Here is a 23,671-nt window from a genome sequence, read left to right on the forward strand (position 1 = left end):
CCATGAAACCCCTTTGCGGCGCCAGCCCAACCCAGGCCCCCTCCTCCCCCTTGTCCCGCCGCCAGGTCCTGGTGCTGGGCGCCGGCGGCACTGCCGCCTGGCTGCACGCCACGCCATCGATGGCGAACACCTGGCCTTCCAAGCCCATCAAGATCACCACCGCCGCCTCCACCGGCAGCGGGCCCGATGTCTCGCTGCGGCTGGTGGCCGAGCAGCTCGCGCGCCGCTGGGGCCAGCCGGTCATCGTCGACAACAAGCCCGGCGGCAACGGTGTCGTGGCCTTCAATGCCACGCGCAGTGCCGCATCGGACGGCCATGAGCTGATCCACCTGGACAGCACCATGCTGACCTCCAACGTGCACCTGTACAGCCGCCTGCCCTACGACCCGCAGCGCGACTTCGCGCCCATCCGCCCGACGCTGCAGACCGACTTCTTCGTCGCCGTGGCCAAGGACAGCCCCTTCAAATCGGTCGACGACATCGTGCAGGCCGCCCTGGCCGCGCCGGACCGGGTCACCTACGGCTCCTGGGGCCTGGGCAGCCCCGGCCACCTGGGCGCGCTGCGCCTGCTGGCCGCCACGAACACGCACATGACGCATGTGCCCTACAAGGAAATCCCGCAGCTGTTTGCCGCCGTGGCCACCGGCGAGGTGCAGTGGGCGCTGGGCAGCATCGCCAGCGCCGGGCCCATGGAGAAGTCGGGCCGCATCCGCTTCGTGGGCGTGGCGGCTGCGCAGCCCTCGCCGTTCGCGCCGGGAGTACCCGGCATGGCCGGCTCGGCACAGGCCAAGGCCTTCGTGGCCAATGCCTGGTTCGGCCTGTTCGCCCCGCGCAACACGCCCAAGCCCCTGCGCGAGAAGATCGCGGCGGACATCACCGAGGTCCTGGCCACGCCGGACCTCACCGACCGCTACCGCACGCTGGGCTACAACCGCTTCGACCAGAAGCCCGACGAGTTCGGCGAGTACATTGGCCGGGAGACCCAGCTGTGGGGCCGCGTGATCGCCGATGCCAAGCTCAAGCTCGACTAGCAAGGCACCGGCTCGCACCAGAACGACGGAGACAGAACGAAGATGATTGCACTCAAGGACATCAGCTACGTGCGCCTGGGCACGCGCGACCTCGATGGCGCCTGCCGCTACGCCAATGACATCCTGGGCCTGCGCGAAGGGCAGCGCTACGGGCCGCCGCGGCATGGCAGGGCCGTGGGCTTTCGCAGCGACGCGCGCGAGCAGACGCTGGTGTACTTCGACGGCGACCCGGCGGACCACACCACCGGCTTCGAGCTCGCGTCCATGGCCGAACTGCAGGCTGCCGCAGCCGAGCTCGAACGCCTGGGCCATGCGGTGAGCGAGGGGCGCGCCGACGAATGCGAGCAACGCCGCGTGCAGGCCTTCATCGGCTTCAACGACCCGAGCGGCAACGCCATCGAACTGGCGGTGTCGCCCTTCCACAGCGGGGTGCGCTTTTTTCCGACGCGCGACACGGGCAACACCGGCTTCTCGCACGTGGGCCTGCGCAGCACCGACCCGGCGCGCGACGAGCGCTTCTGGACCACGGTGCTCAGCGCCAAGGTCAGCGACCGCATCGGTGCGGCGCCGCTCTTGCGCATCGACGAGGTGCACCACAAGATCGCGCTGTTCCCCTCGGGCTATGCGGGCGTGCAGCACATCAACCACCAGGTGGCCTCGATCGACGACCTGATGCGCGCCTGGTATCTGCTGCAGTCGCGCGGCATCCGCGTGGTGTTCGGGCCGGGCAAGCACCCGACCTCCGGCGCCATGTTCCTCTACTTCGAGGGGCCGGACGGCATGGTCTACGAGTTCTCGAGCGGCGTGCGCATGGTCACCGACCCGGATGCGCCACCGCGCCAGTTCCCGTTCCACCCCACGTCGTTCTGCATGTGGGGTTCCGTTCCCGATATCCCGGAATTCCGCTGAGGGTGCTTCTCTGCAGGGGCCGGGAAGCGCCCCGATGGTCCTCCAGTAGCCTGCGGCGATACCGGGGCACGGGTCTGTAGATTTGGGGTGGCAAGGCGCCTATGGTCGTGGCCTTCACGCTTCACAAGGCCGCACACCATGCCCCCACTTTCCCTTGCTTCTGTGGCCGTCTCGGCCATCGCAGCCCTCACGGTCACCCTGGCCTCGGCACAGGCGGCGGGCGATGGGATGCCCCGGGACCTGGCGGCGCGCAGCGCTGGGGGCCTGCAGGCCCGGCTGGCCCTCACGGCGGACGAGCAGGAACTGCGGCGCGTCTGGGAGACATCGCCCACACCGCCCCGGCTGTCCGTGACAGACCGGGTGCGCCTGGGCACGAGCGCCAGCACCGTGATCCTCTTCAGGGGCTGCCAGACGGACGCAGCAGGCCGCTGCGACGTGAGGGTGGATTTCGCGGTCACCGGCCCGGACGGAAAAAGCCAGGACGCCGGCTCAGCCAGCCTGTGGTCTGCCGCGCCGCTGGGGCAGAAATTCATGCTGGGTGCCGCCAGTGCGAGCCTTGCCTTCCATGGCGATGAAGACCTGGGGAACTACACCGTGCGTGCGCGCCTTGTGGACCGGGTGGCCGGGCGCCAGCTGGAGCTGTCTGCGCCCCTGCGCGTGGAGCGCTAGCCTCAGGCTGCGGCCTGGCGCACGGCGTCCATCAGGGCAAGGTAGTGGGGCAAGGGCGGCGTCGCCCGGCCCGGCACCTTCGCCAGGTCGTCGTAGCGGCGCAGGCGGATGGCCTCGTGCGCGAAGGGCTGGCTGGCAAAGCGGTCCGCCTCCACCGCACCATACGCCCCTCCTTGCAGCTCCAGGCTGTGCTGCGAAGCGGGCGACAGTGTGGCCCAGTAGCCCGCATCCACCGCGCACAGGTAGCGCTTGGCATCGACGTGCATGCGGATCGGCTCCAGCACCGCATCGGGCAGCACCCCGTGCAGGAACGGCAGGGCCATGTACTGGTGCAGGTCGTCGTGGCGCGGGGCACGGCTCTCGTGCACCTCCGCCGCCGGAGCCAGCAGATGGCCCAGGTCGTGCAGCAGGGCTGCGACCACGGTGGCCGGGGTTTCGCCAGCCCCTTCGGCCAGGTGCGCGCACTGCAGCGCATGGTCGAGCTGGCTCACGGCCTCGCGGCCGTACTGCTTTTGCCCGCGCTCGGTGAGCAGCAGGGCGATGTCGTGCGGGGTCAGTGCCATGGCGTATCCATCCCTAGATCATGGTCTTGCGGATGCGGGCGGACACCAGGTCGATCACGCTCACGGTGACCACGATGATGAGCATCACCGCACAGGTCTCGGCGTACTGGAAGCCGCGGATGATCTCCCACAGCACCACGCCGATGCCGCCGGCCCCCACCATGCCCACCACCGAGGCCGAGCGCACATTGGCCTCGAAGCGGTAGAGGGTGTAGGAGATCCACAGCGGGATCACCTGCGGGATCACGCCGTAGATGATTTCGTGCAGCGCGCTGGCACCGGTGGAGCGGATGCCTTCCACGGGCTGCGGGTCGATGGCCTCGACCGCCTCGGAGAACAGCTTGGCCAGCGTGCCCGTGGTGTGGATCCACAGCGCCAGCACGCCGGCAAACGGCCCCAGGCCCACGGCCACCACGAAGAGCATGGCGAACACCATCTCGTTGATGGCGCGGCAGGCGTCGAGCACGCGGCGCACCGGCTGGTTGACCCACCAGGGCGCGATGTTGGACGAGGCCAGCAGCGCCAGCGGCACGGCCGTGACCACCGCGAGCGCCGTGCCCCACAGCGCGATCTGCAGCGTGACCAGCATCTCCTGCACATAGATCTGCCACTGCGAGAAGTTCGGCGGGAAGAACTCGGCCGCGTACTGGGCCATGTTGCCCGAGTCGCGGACGAGGTCGAGCGGACGCATGTCGGCGCCCTTCCAGGATGCGGCCAGCACCACCAGCAGGATGCCCCAGGAGAGATACCAGGCGAGGCTGCGCTTGGGCGCAGTGGTGCTCGCCAGGGTCGCGAGCGAAGGGGTCAATGCGGAAGACATGGTGGGGACTGGCCGGATGCGTTGCGTGCTGGCTGGCTTGTTTACTTCAGGGACGCCAGCTGCTGGTCGATCTCGGCCAGGCGGGTTTTCTTGTCGGCGTCGGCCAGAGTGGCGTCGCCTTCGATCTTGTTGCGCTTGCCGAACAGGTCGAGCTGGCGGATGGGTGTCAGTTGCGCGTTGGTCGAGGGCTTGAAGCCCGAGAGCTTGGAGATCTTCATCACGATCTCCTTCTCGCGCGCATCGGTCTTGGCGTAGTTGTAGAAGAAGTCCTTGATTTTGGCCTTCAGCGGCTCGGGCAGGTCCTTGCGCATCACCAGCGGGTCGAGCGCGATCAGCGGCGAGGTCCAGACGATCTTGATGTCCTTGAACTTCTCGGGCTGGCGTTCCTTGATCTTCTCGAGGTTCTCGCTGTTGTTGGTGGCCACGTCGACCTGCTTGTTGGCCACGGCCAGGGCATTGGTCTCGTGGTTGGCACTGCGCGCCACCTTGAAATGGGTCTTGGCGTCGATCTTGTTCTGGGCAAAGGCGTAGTAGCCGGGCACCAGGAAGCCCGAGGTGGAGTTGGGATCGCCGTTGCCAAAGCTCAGCGACTTGCCGTTCTTGAGCACGTCGTCCAAGGTGGCCAGCGGGCTGTCCTTGTGCACGATCAGGTGCGAGTAGTAGCCCTGGGTGCCGTCGGCGTTGACCATCTGCGCGAAGACTTCGCCATTGGCGCGGTCCACGGCCTCCATGGCCGACTTGTTGCCCAGCCAGGCGACCTGCATCTTGTTGAAGCGCATGGCTTCGATGAGGCCGGCGTAGTCGGAGGCGAAGAAGGCGTTGATCTTCAGGCCCGTCTGCTTGGCCATGTCGTCCAGCAGGGGCTGCCAGTCGGCCTTGAGGTTCTGCGTCGCTTCGGTCGAGATCATGCCGAAGTTGATGTCCTGGGCGAAGGCGCCCGTGGTCATGCCCAGGCCGATGGCCAGGGTCGCGTACAGTTTCTTGAACATGGATGGCTCCAGTGAAAGGGAGAACGGTCGAAAGGGATGCGGAAACCGCGGGAGAGAGCGAAGAAGGAGACTCAGGCCGCCTGGGCCAGGGGCGGCACCCAGCCATTGGCGGGCTGCTGCGCAGGCGCGGTGACCGGCGCCTGGGGCAGGCTGGCGCCCAGGATCTCGTCGGCCTGCACGCCATAGAGCTCGCGCAGCAGTGCCGGCGTGAGGGCGGCCGAGGGCCCGTCGTAGACCACCCGCCCCTGGTGCAATGCGACCACGCGGGGGCAGTACTTGATGGCCACGTCCACCTGGTGCAGCGAGACGATGACGGTGCTGCCGTCCTCGCGGTTGATGCGCGCCAGGATGTCCATGACCTTGCGCGAGGATTCGGGGTCCAGCGAGGCGATGGGTTCGTCGGCCAGCACCACCTTGGCACCCTGCACCAGGGTGCGCGCGATCGCCGCGCGCTGCTGCTGCCCGCCCGACAGGGTGGAGGCGCGCTGCGCATGGCAGTCGGCAATGCCCACGCGGGCCAGGGCCTCCAGTGCCAGGGCGCGCTCGTGCGGGCGGAAAACGCGCAGCCAGCCGCGCCATTTGGGCGTACGGTGCAGCATGCCCACCAGCACGTTCATCATCACGGGCAGGCGGTCCACCAGGTTGAACTGCTGGAACACGAAACCCACCTGCGAGCGCACCTTGCGTATGTCGCGGTGGATGCGCCCGCCCTGCTGCACGCAACGGCCATCGACCTCGATCAGCGAGTGGCTGTCACCGTCGGCCACGACCAGGCCGGCCACATGGCGCAGCAGCGTGGACTTGCCCGAGCCCGAGGCACCGATCAGCGCCACCATCTCGCCGGCATGCACCGTGAGGTCGATGTCGCGCAGCGCGTGCTTGCCGTTGGCGAAATGCTTGTTCAGTTGCTCGATGCGGAGGGCGATGGGCATGGCGGATTCCAAGTCGTCTATACAAATGCAGTGTGGGAGGCGGCTGTGACAGTGCCTTGACAGTTGCGGGAAATTTGCATGTCAAGCTACGTTCAGAGAACCCGCTGCCCTTCGCGCCAGACACCGCGCACCACGGCCTGCTGGGCGCCGCCGGGCAGGTCGGCCATGTGCACCTGGATCAGGTCAGCGCGCAGGCCAGGAACCAGCTCGCCCCGGTCATGCATGCCCGAAGCGCGCGCCGGATTGCGCGTGACGGTGGCCACGGCCTCGGGCAGGGTGAGGATGCCGTCGTGCACCAGGCGCATCACGGCGCTCAGCAGGCTGCCGGGCACGTAGTCGGACGACAGGATGTCCAGGAGGCCCTGGCGCGCCAGGTCCGCCGCCGCCACGTTGCCCGAATGCGAGCCACCGCGCACCACGTTGGGCCCGCCCATCACGGTGAGCAGACCGCGCTCGTGCGCTGCCTGGGCCGCTGCCAGCGTGGTCGGAAACTCCGACATGCCCGCGCCCTCGGCATGGGCCTGCTCCACATGCGCCACCGTGGTGTCGTCGTGGCTGGCCAGCGCGATGCCATGGGTGCGGCAGTAGTCCACGAAATAGGCACGGTGCGGCTCGGCGTACTGCGCCTGCAGGGTGGCGGCATGCTGCACCTGGCGCTCGAACTTCTCGCTGCTCCAGCCCTTCTTGCCGGTGTAGTAGGTGCGCGCCTGCTCCAGGTTCTCCCACTGGCGCTGGCCCGGGGTGTGGTCCATCAGCGAGATCAGCGACAGGCGCGGGTGGCCGTGGAAGGGGCCGAACAGGTCGATGGTGTTGGGCGCGGGCAGCTCGCAGCGCACGTGCAGGTGGTGGTCGGCGCGCAGCAGGTTGCGCTCGGTGCAGGTGTCGATGGTGTCGAGCACGCGGTTCCAGGCGCTGCCGCGCAGGCTGTCCACGTCGGCCTCGCCCACGCCCAGCGCGTCGAGCACGGTGGTGATGCCGGCCGCGGCAATCTCGGCGTCGTGCGCCAGCAGCGCCGGCATCTCGGCCCACTGCACCTTGGGGCGCGGCATCAGGTGGCGCTCGAAGTTGTCGGTATGCACCTCCACCAGGCCGGGCAGCAGGTAGTCGCCGCCCAGGTCGATGCCCTGCAGCGCGGCCGTGCCGCCCGAAGCCAGGGCGTCGATGCGTCCGTCCCGCACCGACAGCGAGCCTTGCACCACCTCGCCGGGCAGCACCATGCGGGCGTTGTGAAATACAGCTGCTGCGCTCATGCGGCCACCCCGCAGAAGTCCGCCACGTTCACGCGGCGCGTGGCCACGGCGGCGCCCACATGCGCGTCGTGGAAGATGCCGACCAGCGCGGCGCCGCGCGCCACGGCCTCGCGGACCATGGCGATCACCGTGTCGGTGTTGGCGGCGTCGAGCGATGCGGTGGGCTCGTCGAGCAGCAAGAGGGGCTTGGGCTTGATCATGTTGCGGGCGATGTTGATGCGCTGCTGCTCCCCGCCCGAGAAGGTGGCGGGCGGCAGGTGCCACAGGCGTTCGGGAATGCGCAGACGGTCGAGCCAGGTGCGGGCGGTGTCGCGCGCGGCCGCCAGGGCCGCCTCGTCGCTGCCGGCGTCTTCGGCCAGCGGCTCGGCCACCACGTCGAGCGCGCTCACGCGGGGGATCACGCGCAGGAACTGGCTCACGTAGCCGATGGTGTCGCGGCGCAGCTGCACCAGCTCGCGCGGCGTGGCCCGGGTCACGTCCACCGCGGGGCCGGTGGCCGGCTGCACGCGGATGCTGCCGGCGTTGGCGCGGTAGTTGGCATAGACCATCTTGAGCAGCGTGCTCTTGCCCATGCCCGACGGGCCGTCGAGCACCACGCATTCGCCCGGGCCCACGCTCAGGTCCACGTTGCCGAGCACGGGCAGCTCGATGCCGTTCTGGTGGTGCAGGGTGAAGCGCTTTGCCACGCCCTTGAGCTCCAGGATGGGTGGGTGGGTGTTCATCATCATGGTTGCAGTACCGAGGAAACGAGGAGCTGGGTGTAGGGGTGTTGGGGGTCGTCGAGCACCTGGTCGGTGAGGCCCGACTCGACCACCCGGCCGCGCTGCATCACCACCATGCGGTGGGCCAGCAGGCGGGCCACGGCCAGGTCATGGGTGACGACGATGGCCGCCAGCTGCATCTGCCGCGTGAGCTGGCGCAACAGGTCCAGCAGGCGCGCCTGCACCGAGACATCGAGGCCCGAGGTGGGCTCGTCCATGAACACCAGGCGCGGCTGGGTGACCAGGTTGCGGGCGATCTGCAGGCGCTGGCGCATCCCGCCCGAGAAGGCGCGCGGCGCGTCGTCGATGCGGCTGGCATCGATCTCCACGCGCTGCAGCCATTCGGTGGCGGTGGCGCGCAGCCGGCCGTAGTGGCGCTCGCCCAGGCCCATGAGGCGCTCGCCCACATTGGCGCCGGCCGAAACGTCCATGCGCAGGCCGTCGGCCGCGTTCTGGTGCACGAAGCCCCAGTCGGTGCGCGCCAGCAGGCGCTGCTGTGCCTCGCCCATGGCCAGCACGTCCTGCAGCGTGCCGCTGCGGTCCTGGAAGTGCACGCTGCCCGCATCGGGCCGGCTGCGTGCGGCCACGGCGTTGAGCAGGGTGGACTTGCCCGAGCCGGACTCGCCGACCACGGCCAGCACCTCGCCGGGCCACAGGTCGAACGAGGCATCCTGCAGCGCGACGCGCTGGCCATAGCGCTTGCCGATGCCGCGCACGCTGAGCAGGGGGGTGGGGGATGAAAGGGTGGCGTCCATGGCGATCAGGGTTCGATGGAGAAGCTCAGGCCATGCTGCGCAAAGCCCAGGGATTCATAGAAGGCATGCGCATCGGTGCGCTTGCGGTGGGACGACAGGGCCAGCTTGTAGCAACCGGCCTCGCGCGCCAGCTGCACGGCGTGGGCCATCATCTGGCGACCGATGCCCTGGCCCTTGCGGTCGGCGGCCACCACCACGTCCTCGACGACGGCCGAAGGCGCGCCCCGGTGGGCCAGGTTGTGCATGACCAGCAGGGTGTAGGTGCCGACCACGTCGGCGCCCGACCCGGTGCTCTCGCAGGCCACCCACAGCCGGTAGCTCGGGTAGGTGCTGAACTGCACCAGCATGGCCCGGGCGTCCTCCAGCGTGAGCACGTGCTCGGGGGTGTCCTCGATGCCCTGGTACAGGGCCAGCACCTCGTCGAGATCGGCCTCGGTGGCTTCGCGCAGGATCACGGTGCTCATGCGGGCTCCCCTTCGGACGCGGCTACCGCCGCGGCCTGGCGCTCCTGGCAGTAGTCGGAGTCGGAGCACACATGCATGCGCGTGCCCTGGTCGTCGGTGATGACCTCGTCGAGGAAGCTGTCCGTGGCGCCGCACAGGGCGCAGCCGCAGTCCCAGCGCTGCACCTCGAAGGGGTGGTCCTCGAAGCCCAGGCTTTCCACCGGCGTGTAGGGCGGCACGGCGTAGATGCGCTTTTCGCGGCCCGCGCCGAAGAGCTGCAGCGCCGGGTTCATGTGCATCTTGGGGTTGTCGAACTTGGGGATGGGCGACGGCGCCATCACATAGCGGCCATTGACCAGCACCGGGTAGTCGTAGGTGGTGGCGATGTGGCCGTAGCGCGCGATGTCCTCGTAGAGCTTGACGTGCATGAGCCCGTACTCGGCCAGGCCGTGCAGGGTGCGTGTCTCGGTCTCGCGCGGCTCCAGGCGCTGCATGGGTTCGGGCACCGGCACTTGGTAGACGAGGACCTGACCCTCCGCCAGCGGCGTCTCGGGGATGCGGTGTCGCGTCTGGATCAGCGTGGCCTCGGTGGTGCGCGTGGTGGTGGCCACGCCCGTGGTGCGCTCGAAGAAGCGGCGGATGTTGACGGCGTTGACCGTGTCGTCCGAGCCCTGGTCGATGACCTTGATGCAGTCGTCAGGCCCGATGATGGCCGCCGTGACCTGGATGCCGCCCGTGCCCCAGCCATAGGGCAGCGGCATCTCGCGCGAACCGAAGGGCACCTGGTAGCCCGGAATGGCCACGGCCTTGAGGATGGCCCGGCGGATCATGCGCTTGGTGCGCTCATCCAGGTAAGCGAAGTTGAAGTGGCCGTCCGTGGCTGCGGCATCGGCCGGCAGGCCCATCAGTGCGGGCTCGTGGGGCGCGTTCATGCGTCGTCTCCTTCGGGGGTGTCGTCGGCAGGGGCTGTGGCCGCGGTGGCACGCATGCGGCGCACCAGCTCCAGCTCGGACTGGAAGTCCACATAGTGCGGCAGCTTCAGGTGCTGCACGAAGCCCGAGGCTTCCAGGCTGTCGCTGTGCGAGAGCACGAACTCCTGCATCTGCGCGGGCGACTCCACCGGCTCGCCCAGCTCGTCGGCGCGCAGGGCGCGGTCTACCAGGCTCATCGCCATGGCCTTGCGCTCGCTGTGGCCGAAGGCCAGGCCGTAGCCGCGCGTGAACTGCGGCGGCTGCTGCTTGCTGCCCGCGAACTGGTTGACCATCTCGCACTCGGTGAGCTCCATGTCGCCGATGGAGATGGCAAAGCCCAGTTCCTCGGGCACGACTTCCACCGCCACCGTGCCCAGGCGCAACTCGCCGACGAAGGGGTGCGAGTGCGCGTAGCCGCGCTGCGTGGAATACGCCATGGCCAACAGGAAGCCCTCGTCGCCGCGCGCCAGGTTCTGCAGGCGCGTGGCCCGGTTGGCCGGAAAGCGCAGCGGCTCGCGCGTGAGGTCGGCCGGGGCCGGGTCGCCCGGGGGCACGGGGCGGGTCTCGATCAGTCCTTCCTGGTTGAGCAGGTCGACCACGCGCGGCGTGGTCGCCGGCGCATCGGTCAGCGGCGCGGAGGCGGCCGTTGCCGCCGGTGCATCGCCCTGGGCCAGCAGCGTGAAGTCCAGCAGGCGCTGGGTGTAGTCGTAGGTGGGGCCGAGCACCTGGCCCCCGGGCAGGTCCTTGAAGGTGGCCGAGATGCGCCGGGTGAGTGCCATGCGCGCGGTGTCCAGCGGCAAGGTGGTGCCCAGGCGCGGCAAGGTGGCGCGGTAGGCGCGCAGCAGGAAGATGGCTTCCACCAGGTCGCCCGCTGCCTGCTTGATGGCCAGGGCCGCCAGCTCGGGATCGTAGACCGAGCCTTCGGTCATCACGCGGTCCACGGCCAGCTTGAGCTGCGCGCGGATCTGCGCCACCGAGAGTTCCGGCTCGGCTGTGTCGCCCCGGCGCTGCTCGGCCAGCAGGCGGTAGCTGTTGAGGATGGCGGTTTCCCCGCCCTTGACGGCAACGTACATGCGGCTCAGGCCTCCACGGTGGATGGTGATTCGATGCGGGTGGTGCGCGGCAGGCCGGCGATGTGCGTGGCCGTGGCCAGCACCACGTCCACCCCGCGCGGGAAGGCGCCGTGGTTGTCGGCCCACTGCGGCACAAAGTCCTCGGGCAGGCCGGCCACGCGCAGGTGCTGCACCGCCTGGATGCCGGGGCCCGACAGGCGCCAGCTGTCCGTGCCGGCCAGCGCGGGCGCCAGCACCGCGACGTCGATCACGCAGGTGGCAGACTGGTCGGGGTACTCGTCGCTGCCGCGCTGCAGGCTGGCCAGCGCGGGCAGGGCGTCCCCTGCGGCCACCCAGGCAAACCGGGCCTGCCCGGGGGCGTCCACCAGCACGCAGCCGGTGTGAAAGCGCAGCCAGGTGCCGGCCTGGCTGGCAGCGAGCGTGGGCGAGAGCCACAGCGTGCATTCGCTGTCGAGCAGGGCCAGCAGCACGGCGGCCGATGCGGCGTGGCCCGTGGCGGGCACCTCGGCATCGTGCTCCAGCGCCACCGGGTCACCAGGCTGGGACAGCGCCTTGAGCACCGAGCGGAACACGGCCTGGCTGCCCAGGGCCTCGCTGGAAAAGCCCGCACCCAATGCGGACAGGGAGGTCGTCGGGGTGGTGCTCATGCCTGGTCCTCCTCGCTGCCGTCGTCGTTGATGCTGCCGCTCTCGCGCGCCACGGTGAAGAAGTCCACCCGCGTGCTGGCCGCCCGGGCCTGGCGCTCGGACTGCGCCTGGGCCAGGTGGCGGCGAATGGGGTCGAGCAGGCTGGCGTCGAGCGCGGCCTGGCGCGCAGGGTCCTGCAGCAGCGCATCGGCCAGCGCGGCCAACTGCACCTGGCGGTGCGAGCGGCCGAGCACGTAGGCCACGCCCACGGTGGGCTCACCACCCTCGGCAGCATCCGCCTCCACGCGCAGTGCGCAGCGGGTGACCGTGACCTCGCCCAGGTTGAAGCGCTCGCCGGTGCCGCCGGCGCGGCCCTGCACCATCATCAGCCCGGTTTCGGGGGCACGCAGCCAGCGGGCGGGCAGCGCGGCATGGCCGTGCAGCGCAGGCTCCAGGATGTCGATGGGTGCCCGGGCGAGCAGCGCCATCCAGTGCGCCCGCGCCAGCGGGCGGCCCGGGCCGGGGTTGTCAAAGGCTTGAAACATGGAGGTGGTACTCTTGAAGTTGTATAGACAAATTGAACAACTGGCGCCAGCTTAGACAGCGCGCATGTAGGTTTCATGACAGCCACCACCAGCACACAAGTTCTTGCCCACCCCGCCCCTGCCGCACGCCCGGCACGCGACAGCTTCTGGACCCGCATTGCCGCCGAACTGGCCGAGGCCATCGGCAGCGGCATCTACCCCCCGGGCCAGCGCCTGCCCTCGGAACATGCCTTGGCCGAGCAGTTCGGGGTGAACCGCCACACCATCCGCCGCTCGCTGGCCAGCCTGTGCAACCAGGGGCTGGTGCGCATCACCCAGGGCAGCGGCACCTACGTGGAGGACTTCGCGGTGGACCTGGCCCTGGGCAAGCGCGTGCGCCACCAGCAGGGCCTGGCCCAGGCGGGCCTGCGCGGCAGCCTGGTGGTGCTGCAGGAACAATCGGTGCGCGCCACGGCCGCCCTGGCCAAGGCCCTGCAGGTGCCGGCCCGCAGCCCGCTGCTGCAACTGCGCGTGATCGGCCAGGCCGAGGGCCAGCCGCTGCACGTGAGCGAGCGCTACTTTCCCCTGCCCCGCTTCGAGGGCCTGGCCGCCGTGGTGCGCGAGACCGGCTCCATCACCGCCGGCTTCACCGCACACGGCGTGGCCGACTACACCCGGCGCGAGAGCCGCATCACCGCCGAGCTGCCCGATGCCACCGTGGCCGCCGAGCTGCGCCAGCCCGCCGCGCGCCCGGTGCTGCTGGTCGAGAGCCTGAACGTCGACCTGGCCGGTACGCCCATTGAATGGGCGCGCGCCTGGTTCGCGGGCGACCGCGTCAAACTCACCATCACCCATGACGACGAGTAACACCCCCTCCCCCGCTACCGCGCACCGCTATGCGGTGTACTTCGCGCCCCACCCCGGCACCCTGGCCTGGCTGGCCGGCAGCCACTGGCTGGGCCGATGCGCCGCGCTGCTGCAGCCTATGCAGCAACTGGACATCCACGGCGTCGCCAAGGACGCGCTGGAACGCCTGACCGCCGCCCCGCGCCGCTATGGCTGGCACGCCACGCTCAAGGCCCCGTTTGCACTGGCGCCGGGCGTGGACTGGCTCACGCTGCACCATGCCGTGCAGACCCTGGCCGGCAGCCTGCGCCCCTTCGCCCTGCCGCCCATGCAGGTCGAGCGCATCGACGACTTCCTCGCGCTGGTGCCCACGCGATCGCACCCGGCCAACGCCGAGATCCAGGCCGCAGCCGCTGCCTGCGTGAAGCAGCTGCAGCCCCTGGCCGCGCCCCTGTCGGCCGCTGACCTGGCGCGCCGCCGCGCCGCCGGGCTCACGCCCCGGCAGGATGAACTGCTGCAGCAGTGGGGCTATCCCTTCGTGCTGGAGGAGTTCCGCTTCCACATGTCGCTGACCGGATCGCTCGCGGGTGCGGATGACGAGACCGTGGAGCTGGTACAGGACGCTGCCGACCAGTTCTTCGCCGACCTGCCGCCCCTGCGCTTCAACAGCCTGGCACTTTTCGCCGAGCCCACGCCGGGCGCCGACTTCGTGCTGCTGGACCACCTGGAGCTGGGCGCATGAGCAGCACCGCGGCGAAATTGCTGTATTTCATGGGCCCCTCGGGCGCCGGCAAGGACAGCCTGCTCGAATGGCTGCGCCAGCACCTGCCGCCCGCACTGCCCATGCAATGGGCACGGCGCACCATCAGCCGCCCCGCGGCCTCCGCAGGCGAGGCCCACGAAAGCACCACGCCCGAAGAGCATGCCACGCTGCGCGCCGCCAACGCGTTTGCCCTGCACTGGGAAGCCAATGGACTGGCCTACGGCGTGCGCCACGGCGAGCTGGACCCGTTGGCCCGGGGCCGCTGGCTGCTGGTCAACGGCTCGCGCGCCTACCTGCCCGAGGCGCTGCAGCGCTACCCGGCCCTGGTGGCCGTGCACATCACGGCCAGCCCCGAGGTGCTGCGCCAGCGCCTGCAATCCCGGGGCCGGGAAAACTCCGACGAAGTGGAACAGCGCGTGCAGCGCGCGCTGCGCTTTCTGGCGCCGCCGGGCACGGCCGGCATCGAGGTGCGCAACGACACCAGCCTGGACGAGGCGGGCCGGCAATTGCTTCAGGCCCTTCAAAGGCTGCCCGGCTGGCCGGGCTGAACCGGGTCAGCGCCCGGGCACGGCGAAGTCCGCCCGCGCCTTGAGCGCCTTCTCGCGCGCATGGCAGCCTTCGAGGTGGTCGTTGACCAGGCCCATGGCCTGCATGAAGGCATACACCGTGGTCGGGCCGACGAAGCTCCAGCCGCGTTTCTTGAGGTCCTTGGACATCGCGATCGACCCGGGCGATGTGATGAAGGTGCGCGCCACGTCGCGCGTGATGCGCTCGGGCCGCTCGCCGGCCGGCGGCTCGTAGCGCCAGGCGTAGTGCGCGAGCGAGCCGAACTCCTGGCGCAGCTCCAGCACACGCTGGGCGTTGTTGATGGTCGAGACGATCTTGCCGCGGTGGCGCACGATGGCCGCGTCCGCCACCAGGCGCTCCACATCGGCGTCGGTGAACTCTGCGACCTGCACTGCATCGAACTGCGCGAACGCAGCCCGAAAGCCCTCGCGCTTGTTGAGGATGGTGAGCCAGCTCAGGCCGGACTGAAAGCCTTCCAGGCACAGCTTCTCGAACAGGCGCCGGTCATCCGCCACCGGGAAGCCCCATTCGCTGTCATGGTAGTGGCGGTACAGCGGCGTGGCCTGGCACCAGCTGCAGCGCGGGCAGCCGGCGTCGTCGGCGAACAGGCCGTCGGGTATCTCGGAGATGGCGGTGGCTTCGGTCATGAGGTTGATTCTAGGAATTCCATCCGCCATGCTGCTGACAGGCCCTAAACTGACCGCAGGATATGCCAACGCCATTCGCATCACGTTCCGCTCTGCCCGGCCTGCGGGCCGCCCTGCCGGTCCTCATGGCCAGCCTGGCCCTGGCCGGCTGCGCCAGCAATGGCAATGCCCTCGGCTACTACTGGCAATCGGTGCGCGGCCATGTGCAGCTGATGCGCTCGGCCGAGCCACTGGAGGACTGGATCGCGCGCACCGACATCCCCGTGCCCCTGCGCGAGCGCCTGCAACTGGCCCAGCGCGCCCGCGCCTTTGCCGTGGCGGAACTCGGCCTGCCCGACAACGCCAGCTACCGCCGCTATGCGGACCTGAAACGCACGGCCGCCGTGTGGAACGTGGTGGCCGCGCCGCCCTACTCGCTCACGCTGCACACCTGGTGCTTTCCGGTCACGGGCTGCATCGGCTACCGCGGCTACTTCGACGAAGCCGATGCGCGCGCCGAGGCCGATCGGCTCGCCAAGGAGGGGCTGGAGGTCGAGGTCTATGGCGTGCCCGCCTATTCCACGCTGGGCTACATGAACTGGGCCGGGGGCGACCCGCTGCTGAGCACCTTCATCGGCTGGCCCGAGGGCGAGTTCGTGCGCCTGCTGTTCCATGAATTGGCCCACCAGGTGGTCTACGCCAAGGGCGACACCCTGTTCAACGAATCCTTTGCCACCGCAGTGGAGCGGCTGGGCAGCGCACGCTGGCTGGCCCAGCAGGCCACGCCCCAGGCCAGTACGGCCTTCGCGGCCAGCGAGGTGCGCCGGCGCGATTTCCGCGCGCTGACCCAGGCCACGCGCGAGCGTCTCGCCAAGCTCTACGCCCAGGACAGCGTGCCGAACAGGGAGGCGCTGAAGGCCGCAGCCATGCAGTCCTTTCGCGCCGACTATGCGGCCCTGCGCGAGCGCTGGCAGGCCACGCCGGCCCAGACCGCCGGATACGACCGCTGGGTGGCCAGCGCCAACAACGCCAGCTTTGGTGCCCAGGCGGCCTACAACGAGTTCGTGCCCGCCTTCGTGGCGATCTTCGAGCGCGAGGGACACGACTGGCGCCGGTTTTATGATGCGGTGCGTGTGCTGAGTGAACAACCCCAGGCGCAGCGCCACGAAGTGCTGCGCCAATTGCTACCCAACCAGGAGACCCCCGGTGCCTGACATCCACATCCACCGCGAACACCAACTGGGCTTCAAGCAGGCCCGTAAAGTCGCTTTTTCCTGGGCCGAAAAGGCCGAGGAGAAGTTCGACATGGAATGCACCTACGAAGAAGGCGACACCGAGGACACGCTGCACTTCAGCCGCTCGGGTGTGAAGGGCACGCTGCTGGTCGATGCAACGCGCTTCGAGATGAATGCCCAGCTCGGCTTCCTGTTCGGAGCGTTCAAGGACCGCATCGAGAGCGAGATCGGCGAGCAGCTCGATGCGCTGCTCAACGCACCCGCACCCGCACCCGCCGCCGCCAAGAAGGCCGCTCCCAAGAAAAAGGCCACCGAAGAGGCTCCGGCCAAACCGGCCGCCAAGGCACCGGCCAAGGCCAGGAAGGCCTGAGGCGGGCCATGACCACGCCTGCGCACGACACCCTCTCCGAGCTGCTGCACACGCGCTACAGCTGCCGATCCTTCCTGCCCGAGGCCCTGCCCCGCGCGACCATCGAACGCATCCTGGCCACGGCACAGCGCACGGCCTCGTGGTGCAACGCCCAACCCTGGCAGGTGCACATCGCCAGCGGCCAGACCCTGGCCCGGCTGCGTGCCGCCTTTGAGGACGCCATCACCCGTGCGCAACCCTCGCCCGACCTGCCCTGGCCACGCGAGTACCGCGGCGTCTACCAGGAGCGCCGGCGCGAATGCGGCTACGGCCTGTACGAGGCGCTGGGCATCGCCAAGGGCGACCGGGCTGCGTCGGCGCGCCAGGCGGCCGAGAACTTCAGCATGTTCGGCGCACCGCACGTGGCCATCGTGAGCAGCGACGAGGCCCTGGGCGTGTACGGCGCGGTGGACTGCGGCGCCTACGTGGGCAATTTCCTGATCGCCGCGCACAGCTTGGGTGTGGCCGCGGTGCCGCAGGCGGCGCTGGCCTCCTACCCGGGCGTGCTGCGCGAGGTGCTGGGCATCGGCACAGACCGCAGCATCGTCTGCGGCATCTCGTTCGGCCTGGCCGATCCGGCGCACCCTGCCAACCAGTTCCGTACCACGCGCGCCGACCCGGCCAGCAGCGTGGTGTGGCGCGATTGAGCGGCGGCAGCCCCCTGCATGCGCCCGGCACCCGCGTGGTGCTGCAGCGCTTCAACGGCACGGCCGAAGGCCCGCCGGATGGCAAGCCCGCGGACGACTACTGGCGGCTGATCGGCAGCAGCGGCACGGTGCTCGGCCCCGCCAATGCGCAAGGCCGTATGCTCGTTCGCTTCGATGAGGACGTGGCGGCACGGGGCCTGGCCTGCCACAACCCCGAGCCCAACAGCCTGCTGATCGCCTTATCCGACCTCGCCCCGGCGGCCTGAACCTCAGGCCACGGCCTGCAGGCGCGGAGCCGCAACCGCCACGGCCTGCCGCAGGATGCCGAACAGGTCCTTGGGGTCGGCCAGGTCGGGGATCAGCTGGATGCGCTCACCCACACCCAATTCCAGCGCCGCATCGCGCATGAAGCGCAGGGCCGAGAAATCCTCCAGCGCAAAGCCCACGGAGTCGAACACCGTCACCTCGTCATCGCTGCGGCGCCCGGCCTGGCGGCCGGCCAGCACCTGCCACAACTCGGTCACGGCGAAGTCGGCCGGCATCTGCTGGATCTCGCCCTCGATGCGGGTCTGGGGTGGGTATTCGACGAAGACCCGGCCGCGCGTGAGCACCTCGGCCTGCAGCTCGGTCTTGCCGGGGCAGTCGCCGCCCACGGCGTTGATGTGCATGCCCGGCTCCACCATGTCGGCGGTGATGATCGTGGCACGCGCCTTGTCCGCCGTGATGGTGGTGACGATGTCGGCACCGCGCACCGCCTCGGCCGTGCTGGCGCACACCGTCACCACCAGGCCCGAGGTCTGCAGGTTGGCCTGCAGCTTGGCGGTGGCGGCGGGGTCGGTGTCGTACAGGCGCACTGCGGTGATGCCCACCAAGTGCTGGAAGGCCAGCGCCTGGAACTCGCTTTGCGCACCGTTGCCGATCAGCGCCATCACCCGGCTGTCCGGCCGCGCCAGGGCCTTGGCGGCCACGGCTGACATGGCGGCCGTGCGCAGGGCGGTGGTCAGGGTCAGTTCGCTGAGCAGTTGCGGCGTGCCCGTGGCCACGTCGGCCAGCACGCCAAAGGCCATCACGGTGGACAGGCCCAGGCGCGTGTTCCTGGGGTGACCGTTGACGTACTTGAAGGTGTAGGTCACGTCGTCGGCGATCGGCATGAGCTCGATCGCGCCGTCGCGCGAGTAGCTGGCCACCCGGGCGGACTTGTCGAAGCTCTCCCAGCGCAGGAAGTCTTCGGTGATGTGGGCGGCAATGCCGGACAGGCAGGCCGCAAGGCCCTTGCGCCGGATCAGCTCCACCGCTTCGGGCGCACTCAGGTAGAGGGTGGATACGCTGGTGTGTTGGGGGCTGGCGTCGTGTCGCATGGTGGTGTCTCCGGTTCGGTGGCATCCAGTGTCCGGCGGGCACGAGGCAATGTGAATCGTCAAAAATGTACCGAAATGCAGGATTGATTGTCAAAATGACAGTCATCGCTCACTTTATGGCATGACACCATGGATGAACTCGACCGCTCCCTGATTGCCCTGCTGCGTGGCAATGCGCGCATGAACGTCGCCGACCTGGCGCACAAGCTCGGCGTCTCCCGCGGCACGGTGACCAACCGCATCCGCAAGCTCGAAGACAGCCAGGTGATCGTGGGCTACACCGTCAAGCTGCGGCCCGAGGCCGAGCCCGACCGCATCCGCGCCTGGATGGGGGTGCTGGTGGAGGGCAACCAGTCGCGGCAGGTGGTGGCCAGCCTGCTGGGCGAGCCCGGCGTGGCCACCCTGCACGACACCAACGGCCGCTGGGACCTGCTGGCCGAGCTGGAGGCACGCAGCATGGCCGAACTGGCCCAGGTGCTCGAACGCATCCGCCTGATCGCGGGCATCCGCAGCACCGAGACCAATATCCACCTCACCACATACCGTTGAAGAAAAGGCTTCAGCCTACCTGACCGCTGAGGCTGCGCGCTGCCTCGAGCACGCTCTTCACATAGCGCTCGTCGTAGCGGTGGGCCGGCATGGTCAGTGTGACGGCGGCGGCCACCGCGCCATCGGCCGCAAACACCGGTGCCGAGATGCCCGCCACCTCGCTGAGCCGGTCGCCCACGCTGGCGAGGTAGCCGTCGGCGCGGATGCGCGCGTACAGCGCGCGGTCGTGCCGGCCCAGTGAATTGGACAGCGCGGCATCGAAGGCCACCAGCACCCGCCCGCCCGTGCCCCGGTCCAGCGGCAGCAGGTCGCCCGCGCGGATGTGGTCGCGGATCGGGTGCGGCGAATCCACGCGGAACTGGCACAGTCGCGCATCGCCCTGGCGCACGTGGTAGGCCGCGCTCTCGCCCGTGGCGGCCACCAGTTCGCGCAGCACGGGCATGACCACCCGGTCGAGCGAGAACGAGGCCGCATACAGCGCATGCAGCCGCCCCACCTCGGGCCCGATGGCATAGCGACCATCGTCCAGCCGCTGCACCCAGCGCGCATGTTCGAGCGAGGCCAGCAGGCGCAGCGCCGTGCTCTTGTACAGCCGGGTCCGCGTGGCCAGCTCGGTCAGGGCCAGGGGCCCGTCGCCCTGGCGGAAGGCGGCCATCAGGGTCAGGGCGCGGTCCACGGCAGCCGCGCCGCCTGGGGCGGCATCGGCATCGGCGACGGATTCGGAAACGGCTTTGCGGGGCATCGGAGACAGACGCAAAAGAGAATGCAGTTCCGTCCATTGGAACATCGGCGCTTTGCCCCGTCCATGAAAAAAGCGGCCGGAGCCGCTTTTTCTGCAGGGGAATCCCGGGGCTCAGCTGAGCTCGGTGATCAGGTCGATGTACTGCTGCTTGGCCGCATCCGCCTCGGTGCCCTTGAGCGCGTTCCAGGCATCCCACTTGGCGCGGCCCACCATGTCGGAGAAGCTGGGCTTCTTTTCGGTGTTGTCGCCCACGGTGGCCTGCTTGTACAGCGCGTAGATCTTGAGCAGCGTGGCATTGTTGGGACGCTCGCTCAGGTTCTCGGAATTGGCTTTGGCGGCTTCGAAGGCGGCATTCAGGTCGGCCATGGGGTTGCTCCTTGGATATCGAAAAATGGGGGAGGGAAAGAACGGTGTCGGCAATTGTTTGCGGCGTTGTATCTTAGAGCCTGTTCCATGCCTTTTTGCAGCCGCGTTGGAGTGCAATCGGGATGAGTGGATGCTTCGGGTGCGCCGCATGGGCTCATGCCCATGCAAGCAGCCGGGGCGTGCAATCGCCCGATTTCACTCCAACCCGAAGGGCAAGTGCCTTTTCGGGCGGTCTGCGGCGTTGCGGCGCTTGCCAATAGCCGAGCTATTGGCTGCACCCCGCGCCTTGCATTCCATCCCGAAAAAGGACTTGCGCGGCTTCAAAAAGGCATGGAACAGGCTCTTTGTCTGTGCATGGTGAGAGGCCGTGCAATCCATAGAGGCAAGCCCCCAAAACAACCACAACAGGTGTACATCCGATGGTGACCCGCATTGCTGCTCCCAACGCCACCCGCTCCGAGGGCCTGGCCAACCCGCTGAACACGGCCTCCCAGGTCGCTCGCAAGGCCCGGGACACCACGGCGGCGGCGGCCCGCCGCGGCGCCCAGGCCCTGCCCCCTGCGGCGCGCAAGGCCGCCGGCGTGGTGCAGAAGAACGTGCGCCGCGCCGCCACCGGCATGCTCGGCCTGTCGGGCGAGCGCATGAGCAAGGTCGACACGGCCTGGCTGCGCATGGACTCGGACAGCAACCTGATGATGATCAACGGCGTGTGGACGCTGGCCCCCGGCATCGGCTGGGAGGCGCTGTGCGAGCGCGTGCAGCAGCGCCTGCTGCAGTACCCGCGTTTTCGCCAGCGCGTGGTGGAAGACGCGGCCGGTGCCACCTGGGTCGAAGACCGGCAGTTCGACATCGCCGCCCACGTGCTGCGCGAGACCCTGCCGCAAGAGCCCGGCCAGAGCATGCAGCGCGCCCTGCAGGACCGCGTGGGCGAACTCGCCATGGAGCCGCTGGACCCGCGCCGCCCGCTGTGGCAGATGCACCTGGTCGAGAACTTCCGGGGCGACGACGGCCAGCAGGGTAGCGCACTGATCGTGCGCATCCACCACTGCATTGCCGACGGCATCGCGCTGATCTCGGTCACCATGTCGCTGGTGGACGGTGGTTCCGAGCCGCCCAAGCGCAGCCGCAAGGAGCGCGAGGCTGCGGCCACGGCCGAGGACTGGATCGCCGACGCGTTGATCAAGCCCCTGGCCGGCCTCACCGTCAAGGCGCTGGACCTGGCGGGTGACGGCGCGGCGCGCTCGTTCAAGGTGCTGGGCGATCCCGAGAAGGCCATGCAGCACGGCCTGGCCGGCACCATGGACATGGCGCGCGTGGCCTACCAGCTGGTGAGCGACGCGGCGGCCCTGGCGCTGATGCCCGATGACTCGCCCACACGCCTGAAGGGCCAGCCCGGCCAGGCCAAGCGCGTGGCCTGGTGCCCGCCGATCCCGCTGGAGGAGGTCAAGGCCATCGGCAAGGCGCTCAACTGCTCGATCAACGACGTGCTGCTGTCCTGCGTGGCCGGCGCCATCGGCGGCTACCTGCGCAGCCAGGGTGACGACCCCACGGGCCAGGAGATCCGCGCCATGATCCCCGTGAACCTGCGCCCCATGGAAGAGGCCTGGAAGCTGGGCAACCGCTTCGGCCTGGTGCCGCTGGTGCTGCCCATCGGCGTCGCCAACCCGGTGGAGCGGGTGTACGAGGTGCGTCGGCGCATGAATGCCTTGAAAGGCAGCACCCAGCCCATCCTGGCGTTCGCCATGCTGGCCGTGGCCGGCCTGATGATCAAGCCCGCGCAGGATGCGCTGCTCAACCTGTTCGGCCGCAAGACCACGGCCGTGATGACCAACGTGCCCGGCCCCAAGGAGCAGCTCACGCTGTGCGGCGCGCGCGTCACGCAGTGCATGTTCTGGGTGCCGCAGTCGGGCGACATCGGCCTCGGTGTCTCGATCCTGAGCTATGGCGGCGGCGTGCAGTTCGGAGTGATCACCGACACCACGCTGTGCCCCGAGCCCCAGCTCATCATCGACGCCTTCGCGCCCGAGTTCGACCAGCTCTCGCTGCTCACGCTGATGCTGCCCTGGGGAGACTGAGACCTTGCGCAGGCTTGCCGTTCTGGCGGCAGCAGCAGCGGTGCTGCCGCTGCTGCCCGCCCGCGCCGCCGTGGTGCAGGAGCATGTGCATCGGCCCTACACCGTTCACCTGCAAACCGGGCAGACATTGCGCCAGGCGCTGCAGGCGGCCACGCCCATCGTGGTGGATGGCCGGCGCTTCCATGGCTACACGCGCTGGCATGTGCGCTGGAGCTACCGCTGGTGGCGCGAGGCCTCGGGGCGCTGCGCGATCACGGAGGTCACCACGCGCCTTTCCACCGAGGTGCAGTTGCCCGAACTGCACAACGCCTCGCCGCAACAGCAGGCCGCCTTTGACCGCTACCTGCGCGCCTTGGCGCAGCATGAGCAGGGGCATGCGCAGTTCGGGCGGGATGCGGCCCAGGCCATCGACCAGGGCATTGCCCGGCTGCCGGCAGCCGCCGATTGCGCCACCCTGGAGCGCGAAGCCGACGCGCTGGGGCGCCGCCTGCTGCAGGAGCACGTGGAACGCGAGAAGCAGTACGACCGGGACACCGGCCACGGCGCCACGCAGGGCGCACGGCTGGAGTAGGTCAGCGCCGGGGCAGCAATGCGGGCAAGAGGTGCGACACGCTGGCCAGCACCGCAGGCACCGGCTCACCCAGTTGCGCCCGCACGATGGCACCCTCCACCACCAGGGCCAATGCCTGCGCATCCTGCGCTTGCGTGGCCGATGGCGGCAACAGCATGGCCAGCAGGTCTGTCATGTCCTGCTTGTGGCGGCGGGCAATGGCATTCACTTCGGGCACCGTGTCGCCCAACTCGCTCACGCTGTTGATGAAGGCGCAGCCGCGGAAGTCCTCGCGGGTGAACCACTCGCCCAGCGCGGGCGCCAGGGCGGCCAATCCGGTGCCGGCCTTGCCATGGCGCGCCAGCGCATCGGCGAACCAGGCCATCCACAGGGCGTGGCGCATCTCCAGGTAGGCGCAGACGAGGTCGTTCTTGCTCGGAAAGTGCCGGTAGAAGGTCACCTTGGTCACGCCCGATTCGGCGATCACCTTGTCGATGCCCGTGGCGCGGATGCCCTCGCGGTAGAACAGCCGGTGCGCCGTGTGCAGCAGGCGCTCGCGCGCGGGCAGGTCCTGGACGTCGATGGGGGGAGCAAGCAGCATGGGGCCATTGTAGACAAGTCT

Annotated in this window: 30 protein-coding genes; 13 read left to right on the top strand and 17 right to left on the bottom strand. The window is 69.3% G+C overall.

Annotated features, from left to right (window positions below; genetic code table 11):
• Nucleotides 1–2: 2 nt before the first annotated feature.
• The 3 genes from AC07PA_RS08570 (at nucleotide 3) to AC07PA_RS08580 (ending at nucleotide 2,609) form a co-directional block, all read left to right on the top strand.
• The gene (locus tag AC07PA_RS08570; protein WP_007862037.1) at nucleotides 3–1,031 is read left to right on the top strand and encodes a Bug family tripartite tricarboxylate transporter substrate binding protein; all 1,029 of its coding nucleotides are present in this window, start codon (nucleotides 3–5) and stop codon (nucleotides 1,029–1,031) included.
• 42 nt (nucleotides 1,032–1,073) lie between these two features.
• Nucleotides 1,074–1,940, top strand: a complete 867-nt coding sequence (locus AC07PA_RS08575; RefSeq protein ID WP_494609220.1) for a VOC family protein — start codon at nucleotides 1,074–1,076, stop codon at nucleotides 1,938–1,940.
• A gap of 138 nt (nucleotides 1,941–2,078) precedes the next feature.
• Nucleotides 2,079–2,609: a hypothetical protein gene (locus tag AC07PA_RS08580; protein WP_494609219.1), complete on the top strand. Its 531-nt coding sequence runs from the start codon at nucleotides 2,079–2,081 to the stop codon at nucleotides 2,607–2,609.
• 2 nt (nucleotides 2,610–2,611) lie between these two features.
• Here AC07PA_RS08580 and AC07PA_RS08585 read toward each other — a convergent pair whose 3' ends face one another.
• From AC07PA_RS08585 to phnG, 12 genes are all read right to left on the bottom strand, one after another.
• Nucleotides 2,612–3,172, bottom strand: coding sequence for a phosphonate degradation HD-domain oxygenase (locus AC07PA_RS08585; protein ID WP_494609217.1), 561 nt, complete (start codon nucleotides 3,170–3,172; stop codon nucleotides 2,612–2,614).
• 13 nt (nucleotides 3,173–3,185) lie between these two features.
• Complete coding sequence (gene phnE / locus AC07PA_RS08590) at nucleotides 3,186–3,992, bottom strand: phosphonate ABC transporter, permease protein PhnE (RefSeq protein ID WP_007862043.1); 807 nt, start codon at nucleotides 3,990–3,992, stop codon at nucleotides 3,186–3,188.
• Nucleotides 3,993–4,033: 41 nt separating this feature from the next.
• Complete coding sequence (phnD, locus tag AC07PA_RS08595) at nucleotides 4,034–4,981, bottom strand: phosphonate ABC transporter substrate-binding protein (RefSeq protein ID WP_494609216.1); 948 nt, start codon at nucleotides 4,979–4,981, stop codon at nucleotides 4,034–4,036.
• Between the two features lie 71 nt (nucleotides 4,982–5,052).
• Entirely contained in the window at nucleotides 5,053–5,913 is an 861-nt protein-coding gene (gene phnC / locus AC07PA_RS08600) for a phosphonate ABC transporter ATP-binding protein (RefSeq protein ID WP_007862048.1), read from the bottom strand.
• A gap of 92 nt (nucleotides 5,914–6,005) precedes the next feature.
• The gene (locus tag AC07PA_RS08605; RefSeq protein ID WP_494609215.1) at nucleotides 6,006–7,163 is read right to left on the bottom strand and encodes an alpha-D-ribose 1-methylphosphonate 5-triphosphate diphosphatase; all 1,158 of its coding nucleotides are present in this window, start codon (nucleotides 7,161–7,163) and stop codon (nucleotides 6,006–6,008) included.
• The gene (gene phnL / locus AC07PA_RS08610; RefSeq protein WP_494609214.1) at nucleotides 7,160–7,891 is read right to left on the bottom strand and encodes a phosphonate C-P lyase system protein PhnL; all 732 of its coding nucleotides are present in this window, start codon (nucleotides 7,889–7,891) and stop codon (nucleotides 7,160–7,162) included. The genes AC07PA_RS08605 and phnL overlap by 4 nt, the downstream gene beginning before the upstream one ends.
• On the bottom strand, nucleotides 7,888–8,679 hold the full coding sequence (gene phnK / locus AC07PA_RS08615) for a phosphonate C-P lyase system protein PhnK (protein WP_145694866.1): 792 nt from the start codon (nucleotides 8,677–8,679) through the stop codon (nucleotides 7,888–7,890). The genes phnL and phnK overlap by 4 nt, the downstream gene beginning before the upstream one ends.
• Before the next feature lie 5 nt (nucleotides 8,680–8,684).
• Nucleotides 8,685–9,143, bottom strand: a complete 459-nt coding sequence (locus tag AC07PA_RS08620; RefSeq protein WP_494609213.1) for a GNAT family N-acetyltransferase — start codon at nucleotides 9,141–9,143, stop codon at nucleotides 8,685–8,687.
• Nucleotides 9,140–10,054, bottom strand: coding sequence for an alpha-D-ribose 1-methylphosphonate 5-phosphate C-P-lyase PhnJ (locus tag AC07PA_RS08625; RefSeq protein WP_494609212.1), 915 nt, complete (start codon nucleotides 10,052–10,054; stop codon nucleotides 9,140–9,142). Before AC07PA_RS08625 ends, AC07PA_RS08620 begins: the two co-directional genes overlap by 4 nt.
• On the bottom strand, nucleotides 10,051–11,166 hold the full coding sequence (locus AC07PA_RS08630) for a carbon-phosphorus lyase complex subunit (protein WP_494609211.1): 1,116 nt from the start codon (nucleotides 11,164–11,166) through the stop codon (nucleotides 10,051–10,053). Before AC07PA_RS08630 ends, AC07PA_RS08625 begins: the two co-directional genes overlap by 4 nt.
• Nucleotides 11,167–11,171: 5 nt before the next feature.
• Nucleotides 11,172–11,813 (bottom strand): phosphonate C-P lyase system protein PhnH, encoded by a 642-nt coding sequence (phnH, locus tag AC07PA_RS08635; RefSeq protein WP_494609210.1) that lies wholly within the window; start codon nucleotides 11,811–11,813, stop codon nucleotides 11,172–11,174.
• Nucleotides 11,810–12,337 (bottom strand): phosphonate C-P lyase system protein PhnG, encoded by a 528-nt coding sequence (gene phnG / locus AC07PA_RS08640; protein ID WP_494609209.1) that lies wholly within the window; start codon nucleotides 12,335–12,337, stop codon nucleotides 11,810–11,812. The genes phnH and phnG overlap by 4 nt, the downstream gene beginning before the upstream one ends.
• Before the next feature lie 75 nt (nucleotides 12,338–12,412).
• Here phnG and phnF point away from each other — a divergent pair, with 75 nt between their 5' ends.
• The 3 genes from phnF to phnN are packed head-to-tail and all read left to right on the top strand — an operon-like array spanning nucleotide 12,413 to nucleotide 14,473.
• Nucleotides 12,413–13,183 carry a phosphonate metabolism transcriptional regulator PhnF gene (phnF, locus tag AC07PA_RS08645; protein ID WP_494609208.1) on the top strand — a complete coding sequence of 257 codons (771 nt, stop codon included), beginning with the start codon at nucleotides 12,413–12,415 and terminating at the stop codon, nucleotides 13,181–13,183.
• Nucleotides 13,170–13,904 (top strand): DUF1045 domain-containing protein, encoded by a 735-nt coding sequence (locus AC07PA_RS08650; RefSeq protein WP_494609207.1) that lies wholly within the window; start codon nucleotides 13,170–13,172, stop codon nucleotides 13,902–13,904. Before phnF ends, AC07PA_RS08650 begins: the two co-directional genes overlap by 14 nt.
• On the top strand, nucleotides 13,901–14,473 hold the full coding sequence (phnN, locus tag AC07PA_RS08655; RefSeq protein WP_494609206.1) for a phosphonate metabolism protein/1,5-bisphosphokinase (PRPP-forming) PhnN: 573 nt from the start codon (nucleotides 13,901–13,903) through the stop codon (nucleotides 14,471–14,473). Before AC07PA_RS08650 ends, phnN begins: the two co-directional genes overlap by 4 nt.
• A gap of 6 nt (nucleotides 14,474–14,479) precedes the next feature.
• On the opposite strand, the gene AC07PA_RS08660 is transcribed toward phnN, so the two are convergent.
• A complete protein-coding gene (locus AC07PA_RS08660) occupies nucleotides 14,480–15,139 on the bottom strand; it encodes a DNA-3-methyladenine glycosylase I (RefSeq protein WP_494609205.1) in 660 nt (219 codons plus the stop codon).
• A 125-nt stretch (nucleotides 15,140–15,264) separates the two neighbouring features.
• Here AC07PA_RS08660 and AC07PA_RS08665 point away from each other — a divergent pair, with 125 nt between their 5' ends.
• Genes AC07PA_RS08665 through AC07PA_RS08680 form a run of 4 tightly spaced genes read left to right on the top strand, consistent with a single transcriptional unit; the run spans nucleotide 15,265 to nucleotide 17,675 of the window.
• Entirely contained in the window at nucleotides 15,265–16,332 is a 1,068-nt protein-coding gene (locus AC07PA_RS08665; protein WP_494609253.1) for an aminopeptidase, read from the top strand.
• Entirely contained in the window at nucleotides 16,325–16,723 is a 399-nt protein-coding gene (locus tag AC07PA_RS08670) for a polyhydroxyalkanoic acid system family protein (protein ID WP_494609203.1), read from the top strand. The genes AC07PA_RS08665 and AC07PA_RS08670 overlap by 8 nt, the downstream gene beginning before the upstream one ends.
• An 8-nt stretch (nucleotides 16,724–16,731) precedes the next feature.
• Nucleotides 16,732–17,409 (top strand): nitroreductase, encoded by a 678-nt coding sequence (locus AC07PA_RS08675; RefSeq protein ID WP_494609202.1) that lies wholly within the window; start codon nucleotides 16,732–16,734, stop codon nucleotides 17,407–17,409.
• Nucleotides 17,397–17,675 (top strand): hypothetical protein, encoded by a 279-nt coding sequence (locus AC07PA_RS08680; protein ID WP_494609201.1) that lies wholly within the window; start codon nucleotides 17,397–17,399, stop codon nucleotides 17,673–17,675. The genes AC07PA_RS08675 and AC07PA_RS08680 overlap by 13 nt, the downstream gene beginning before the upstream one ends.
• A 3-nt stretch (nucleotides 17,676–17,678) precedes the next feature.
• On the opposite strand, the gene ocd is transcribed toward AC07PA_RS08680, so the two are convergent.
• Nucleotides 17,679–18,767 (bottom strand): ornithine cyclodeaminase, encoded by a 1,089-nt coding sequence (gene ocd / locus AC07PA_RS08685; protein ID WP_007860942.1) that lies wholly within the window; start codon nucleotides 18,765–18,767, stop codon nucleotides 17,679–17,681.
• A 129-nt stretch (nucleotides 18,768–18,896) separates the two neighbouring features.
• On the opposite strand from ocd, the gene AC07PA_RS08690 reads away from it, so the two are divergent.
• On the top strand, nucleotides 18,897–19,316 hold the full coding sequence (locus AC07PA_RS08690) for an Lrp/AsnC family transcriptional regulator (protein ID WP_007860943.1): 420 nt from the start codon (nucleotides 18,897–18,899) through the stop codon (nucleotides 19,314–19,316).
• Nucleotides 19,317–19,326: 10 nt separating this feature from the next.
• On the opposite strand, the gene AC07PA_RS08695 is transcribed toward AC07PA_RS08690, so the two are convergent.
• The gene (locus AC07PA_RS08695) at nucleotides 19,327–20,058 is read right to left on the bottom strand and encodes an IclR family transcriptional regulator (protein WP_494609200.1); all 732 of its coding nucleotides are present in this window, start codon (nucleotides 20,056–20,058) and stop codon (nucleotides 19,327–19,329) included.
• 111 nt (nucleotides 20,059–20,169) lie between these two features.
• A complete protein-coding gene (locus AC07PA_RS08700; RefSeq protein WP_007860945.1) occupies nucleotides 20,170–20,424 on the bottom strand; it encodes an acyl-CoA-binding protein in 255 nt (84 codons plus the stop codon).
• A gap of 419 nt (nucleotides 20,425–20,843) precedes the next feature.
• Between AC07PA_RS08700 and AC07PA_RS08705 the strand changes: the two genes are divergently transcribed.
• Together AC07PA_RS08705 and AC07PA_RS08710 are read left to right on the top strand one after the other, a co-directional pair.
• A complete protein-coding gene (locus AC07PA_RS08705) occupies nucleotides 20,844–22,499 on the top strand; it encodes a wax ester/triacylglycerol synthase family O-acyltransferase (RefSeq protein WP_494609199.1) in 1,656 nt (551 codons plus the stop codon).
• 4 nt (nucleotides 22,500–22,503) lie between these two features.
• Nucleotides 22,504–23,070 carry a DUF922 domain-containing Zn-dependent protease gene (locus AC07PA_RS08710; protein WP_494609198.1) on the top strand — a complete coding sequence of 189 codons (567 nt, stop codon included), beginning with the start codon at nucleotides 22,504–22,506 and terminating at the stop codon, nucleotides 23,068–23,070.
• 1 nt (nucleotide 23,071) lies between these two features.
• Here AC07PA_RS08710 and AC07PA_RS08715 read toward each other — a convergent pair whose 3' ends face one another.
• Nucleotides 23,072–23,650, bottom strand: a complete 579-nt coding sequence (locus AC07PA_RS08715; protein ID WP_007848847.1) for a TetR/AcrR family transcriptional regulator — start codon at nucleotides 23,648–23,650, stop codon at nucleotides 23,072–23,074.
• Nucleotides 23,651–23,671 lie beyond the last annotated feature (21 nt).

The sequence above is a fragment of the Acidovorax sp. GW821-FHT09B03 genome (assembly GCF_059418305.1).

Excerpts from the sequence above, each read along its gene's own strand:
- AC07PA_RS08570 (WP_007862037.1), top strand. The coding sequence starts at position 3 with ATGAAACCCCTTTGCGGCGCCAGCCCAACCCAGGCCCCCTCCTCCCCC.
- AC07PA_RS08575 (WP_494609220.1), top strand. The coding sequence starts at position 1,074 with ATGATTGCACTCAAGGACATCAGCTACGTGCGCCTGGGCACGCGCGAC.
- AC07PA_RS08580 (WP_494609219.1), top strand. The coding sequence starts at position 2,079 with ATGCCCCCACTTTCCCTTGCTTCTGTGGCCGTCTCGGCCATCGCAGCC.
- AC07PA_RS08585 (WP_494609217.1), bottom strand. The coding sequence starts at position 3,172 with ATGGCACTGACCCCGCACGACATCGCCCTGCTGCTCACCGAGCGCGGG.
- phnE (WP_007862043.1), bottom strand. The coding sequence starts at position 3,992 with ATGTCTTCCGCATTGACCCCTTCGCTCGCGACCCTGGCGAGCACCACT.
- phnD (WP_494609216.1), bottom strand. The coding sequence starts at position 4,981 with ATGTTCAAGAAACTGTACGCGACCCTGGCCATCGGCCTGGGCATGACC.
- phnC (WP_007862048.1), bottom strand. The coding sequence starts at position 5,913 with ATGCCCATCGCCCTCCGCATCGAGCAACTGAACAAGCATTTCGCCAAC.
- AC07PA_RS08605 (WP_494609215.1), bottom strand. The coding sequence starts at position 7,163 with ATGAGCGCAGCAGCTGTATTTCACAACGCCCGCATGGTGCTGCCCGGC.
- phnL (WP_494609214.1), bottom strand. The coding sequence starts at position 7,891 with ATGATGATGAACACCCACCCACCCATCCTGGAGCTCAAGGGCGTGGCA.
- phnK (WP_145694866.1), bottom strand. The coding sequence starts at position 8,679 with ATGGACGCCACCCTTTCATCCCCCACCCCCCTGCTCAGCGTGCGCGGC.
- AC07PA_RS08620 (WP_494609213.1), bottom strand. The coding sequence starts at position 9,143 with ATGAGCACCGTGATCCTGCGCGAAGCCACCGAGGCCGATCTCGACGAG.
- AC07PA_RS08625 (WP_494609212.1), bottom strand. The coding sequence starts at position 10,054 with ATGAACGCGCCCCACGAGCCCGCACTGATGGGCCTGCCGGCCGATGCC.
- AC07PA_RS08630 (WP_494609211.1), bottom strand. The coding sequence starts at position 11,166 with ATGTACGTTGCCGTCAAGGGCGGGGAAACCGCCATCCTCAACAGCTAC.
- phnH (WP_494609210.1), bottom strand. The coding sequence starts at position 11,813 with ATGAGCACCACCCCGACGACCTCCCTGTCCGCATTGGGTGCGGGCTTT.
- phnG (WP_494609209.1), bottom strand. The coding sequence starts at position 12,337 with ATGTTTCAAGCCTTTGACAACCCCGGCCCGGGCCGCCCGCTGGCGCGG.
- phnF (WP_494609208.1), top strand. The coding sequence starts at position 12,413 with ATGACAGCCACCACCAGCACACAAGTTCTTGCCCACCCCGCCCCTGCC.
- AC07PA_RS08650 (WP_494609207.1), top strand. The coding sequence starts at position 13,170 with ATGACGACGAGTAACACCCCCTCCCCCGCTACCGCGCACCGCTATGCG.
- phnN (WP_494609206.1), top strand. The coding sequence starts at position 13,901 with ATGAGCAGCACCGCGGCGAAATTGCTGTATTTCATGGGCCCCTCGGGC.
- AC07PA_RS08660 (WP_494609205.1), bottom strand. The coding sequence starts at position 15,139 with ATGACCGAAGCCACCGCCATCTCCGAGATACCCGACGGCCTGTTCGCC.
- AC07PA_RS08665 (WP_494609253.1), top strand. The coding sequence starts at position 15,265 with ATGGCCAGCCTGGCCCTGGCCGGCTGCGCCAGCAATGGCAATGCCCTC.
- AC07PA_RS08675 (WP_494609202.1), top strand. The coding sequence starts at position 16,732 with ATGACCACGCCTGCGCACGACACCCTCTCCGAGCTGCTGCACACGCGC.
- ocd (WP_007860942.1), bottom strand. The coding sequence starts at position 18,767 with ATGCGACACGACGCCAGCCCCCAACACACCAGCGTATCCACCCTCTAC.
- AC07PA_RS08690 (WP_007860943.1), top strand. The coding sequence starts at position 18,897 with ATGGATGAACTCGACCGCTCCCTGATTGCCCTGCTGCGTGGCAATGCG.
- AC07PA_RS08695 (WP_494609200.1), bottom strand. The coding sequence starts at position 20,058 with ATGCCCCGCAAAGCCGTTTCCGAATCCGTCGCCGATGCCGATGCCGCC.
- AC07PA_RS08700 (WP_007860945.1), bottom strand. The coding sequence starts at position 20,424 with ATGGCCGACCTGAATGCCGCCTTCGAAGCCGCCAAAGCCAATTCCGAG.
- AC07PA_RS08705 (WP_494609199.1), top strand. The coding sequence starts at position 20,844 with ATGGTGACCCGCATTGCTGCTCCCAACGCCACCCGCTCCGAGGGCCTG.
- AC07PA_RS08715 (WP_007848847.1), bottom strand. The coding sequence starts at position 23,650 with ATGCTGCTTGCTCCCCCCATCGACGTCCAGGACCTGCCCGCGCGCGAG.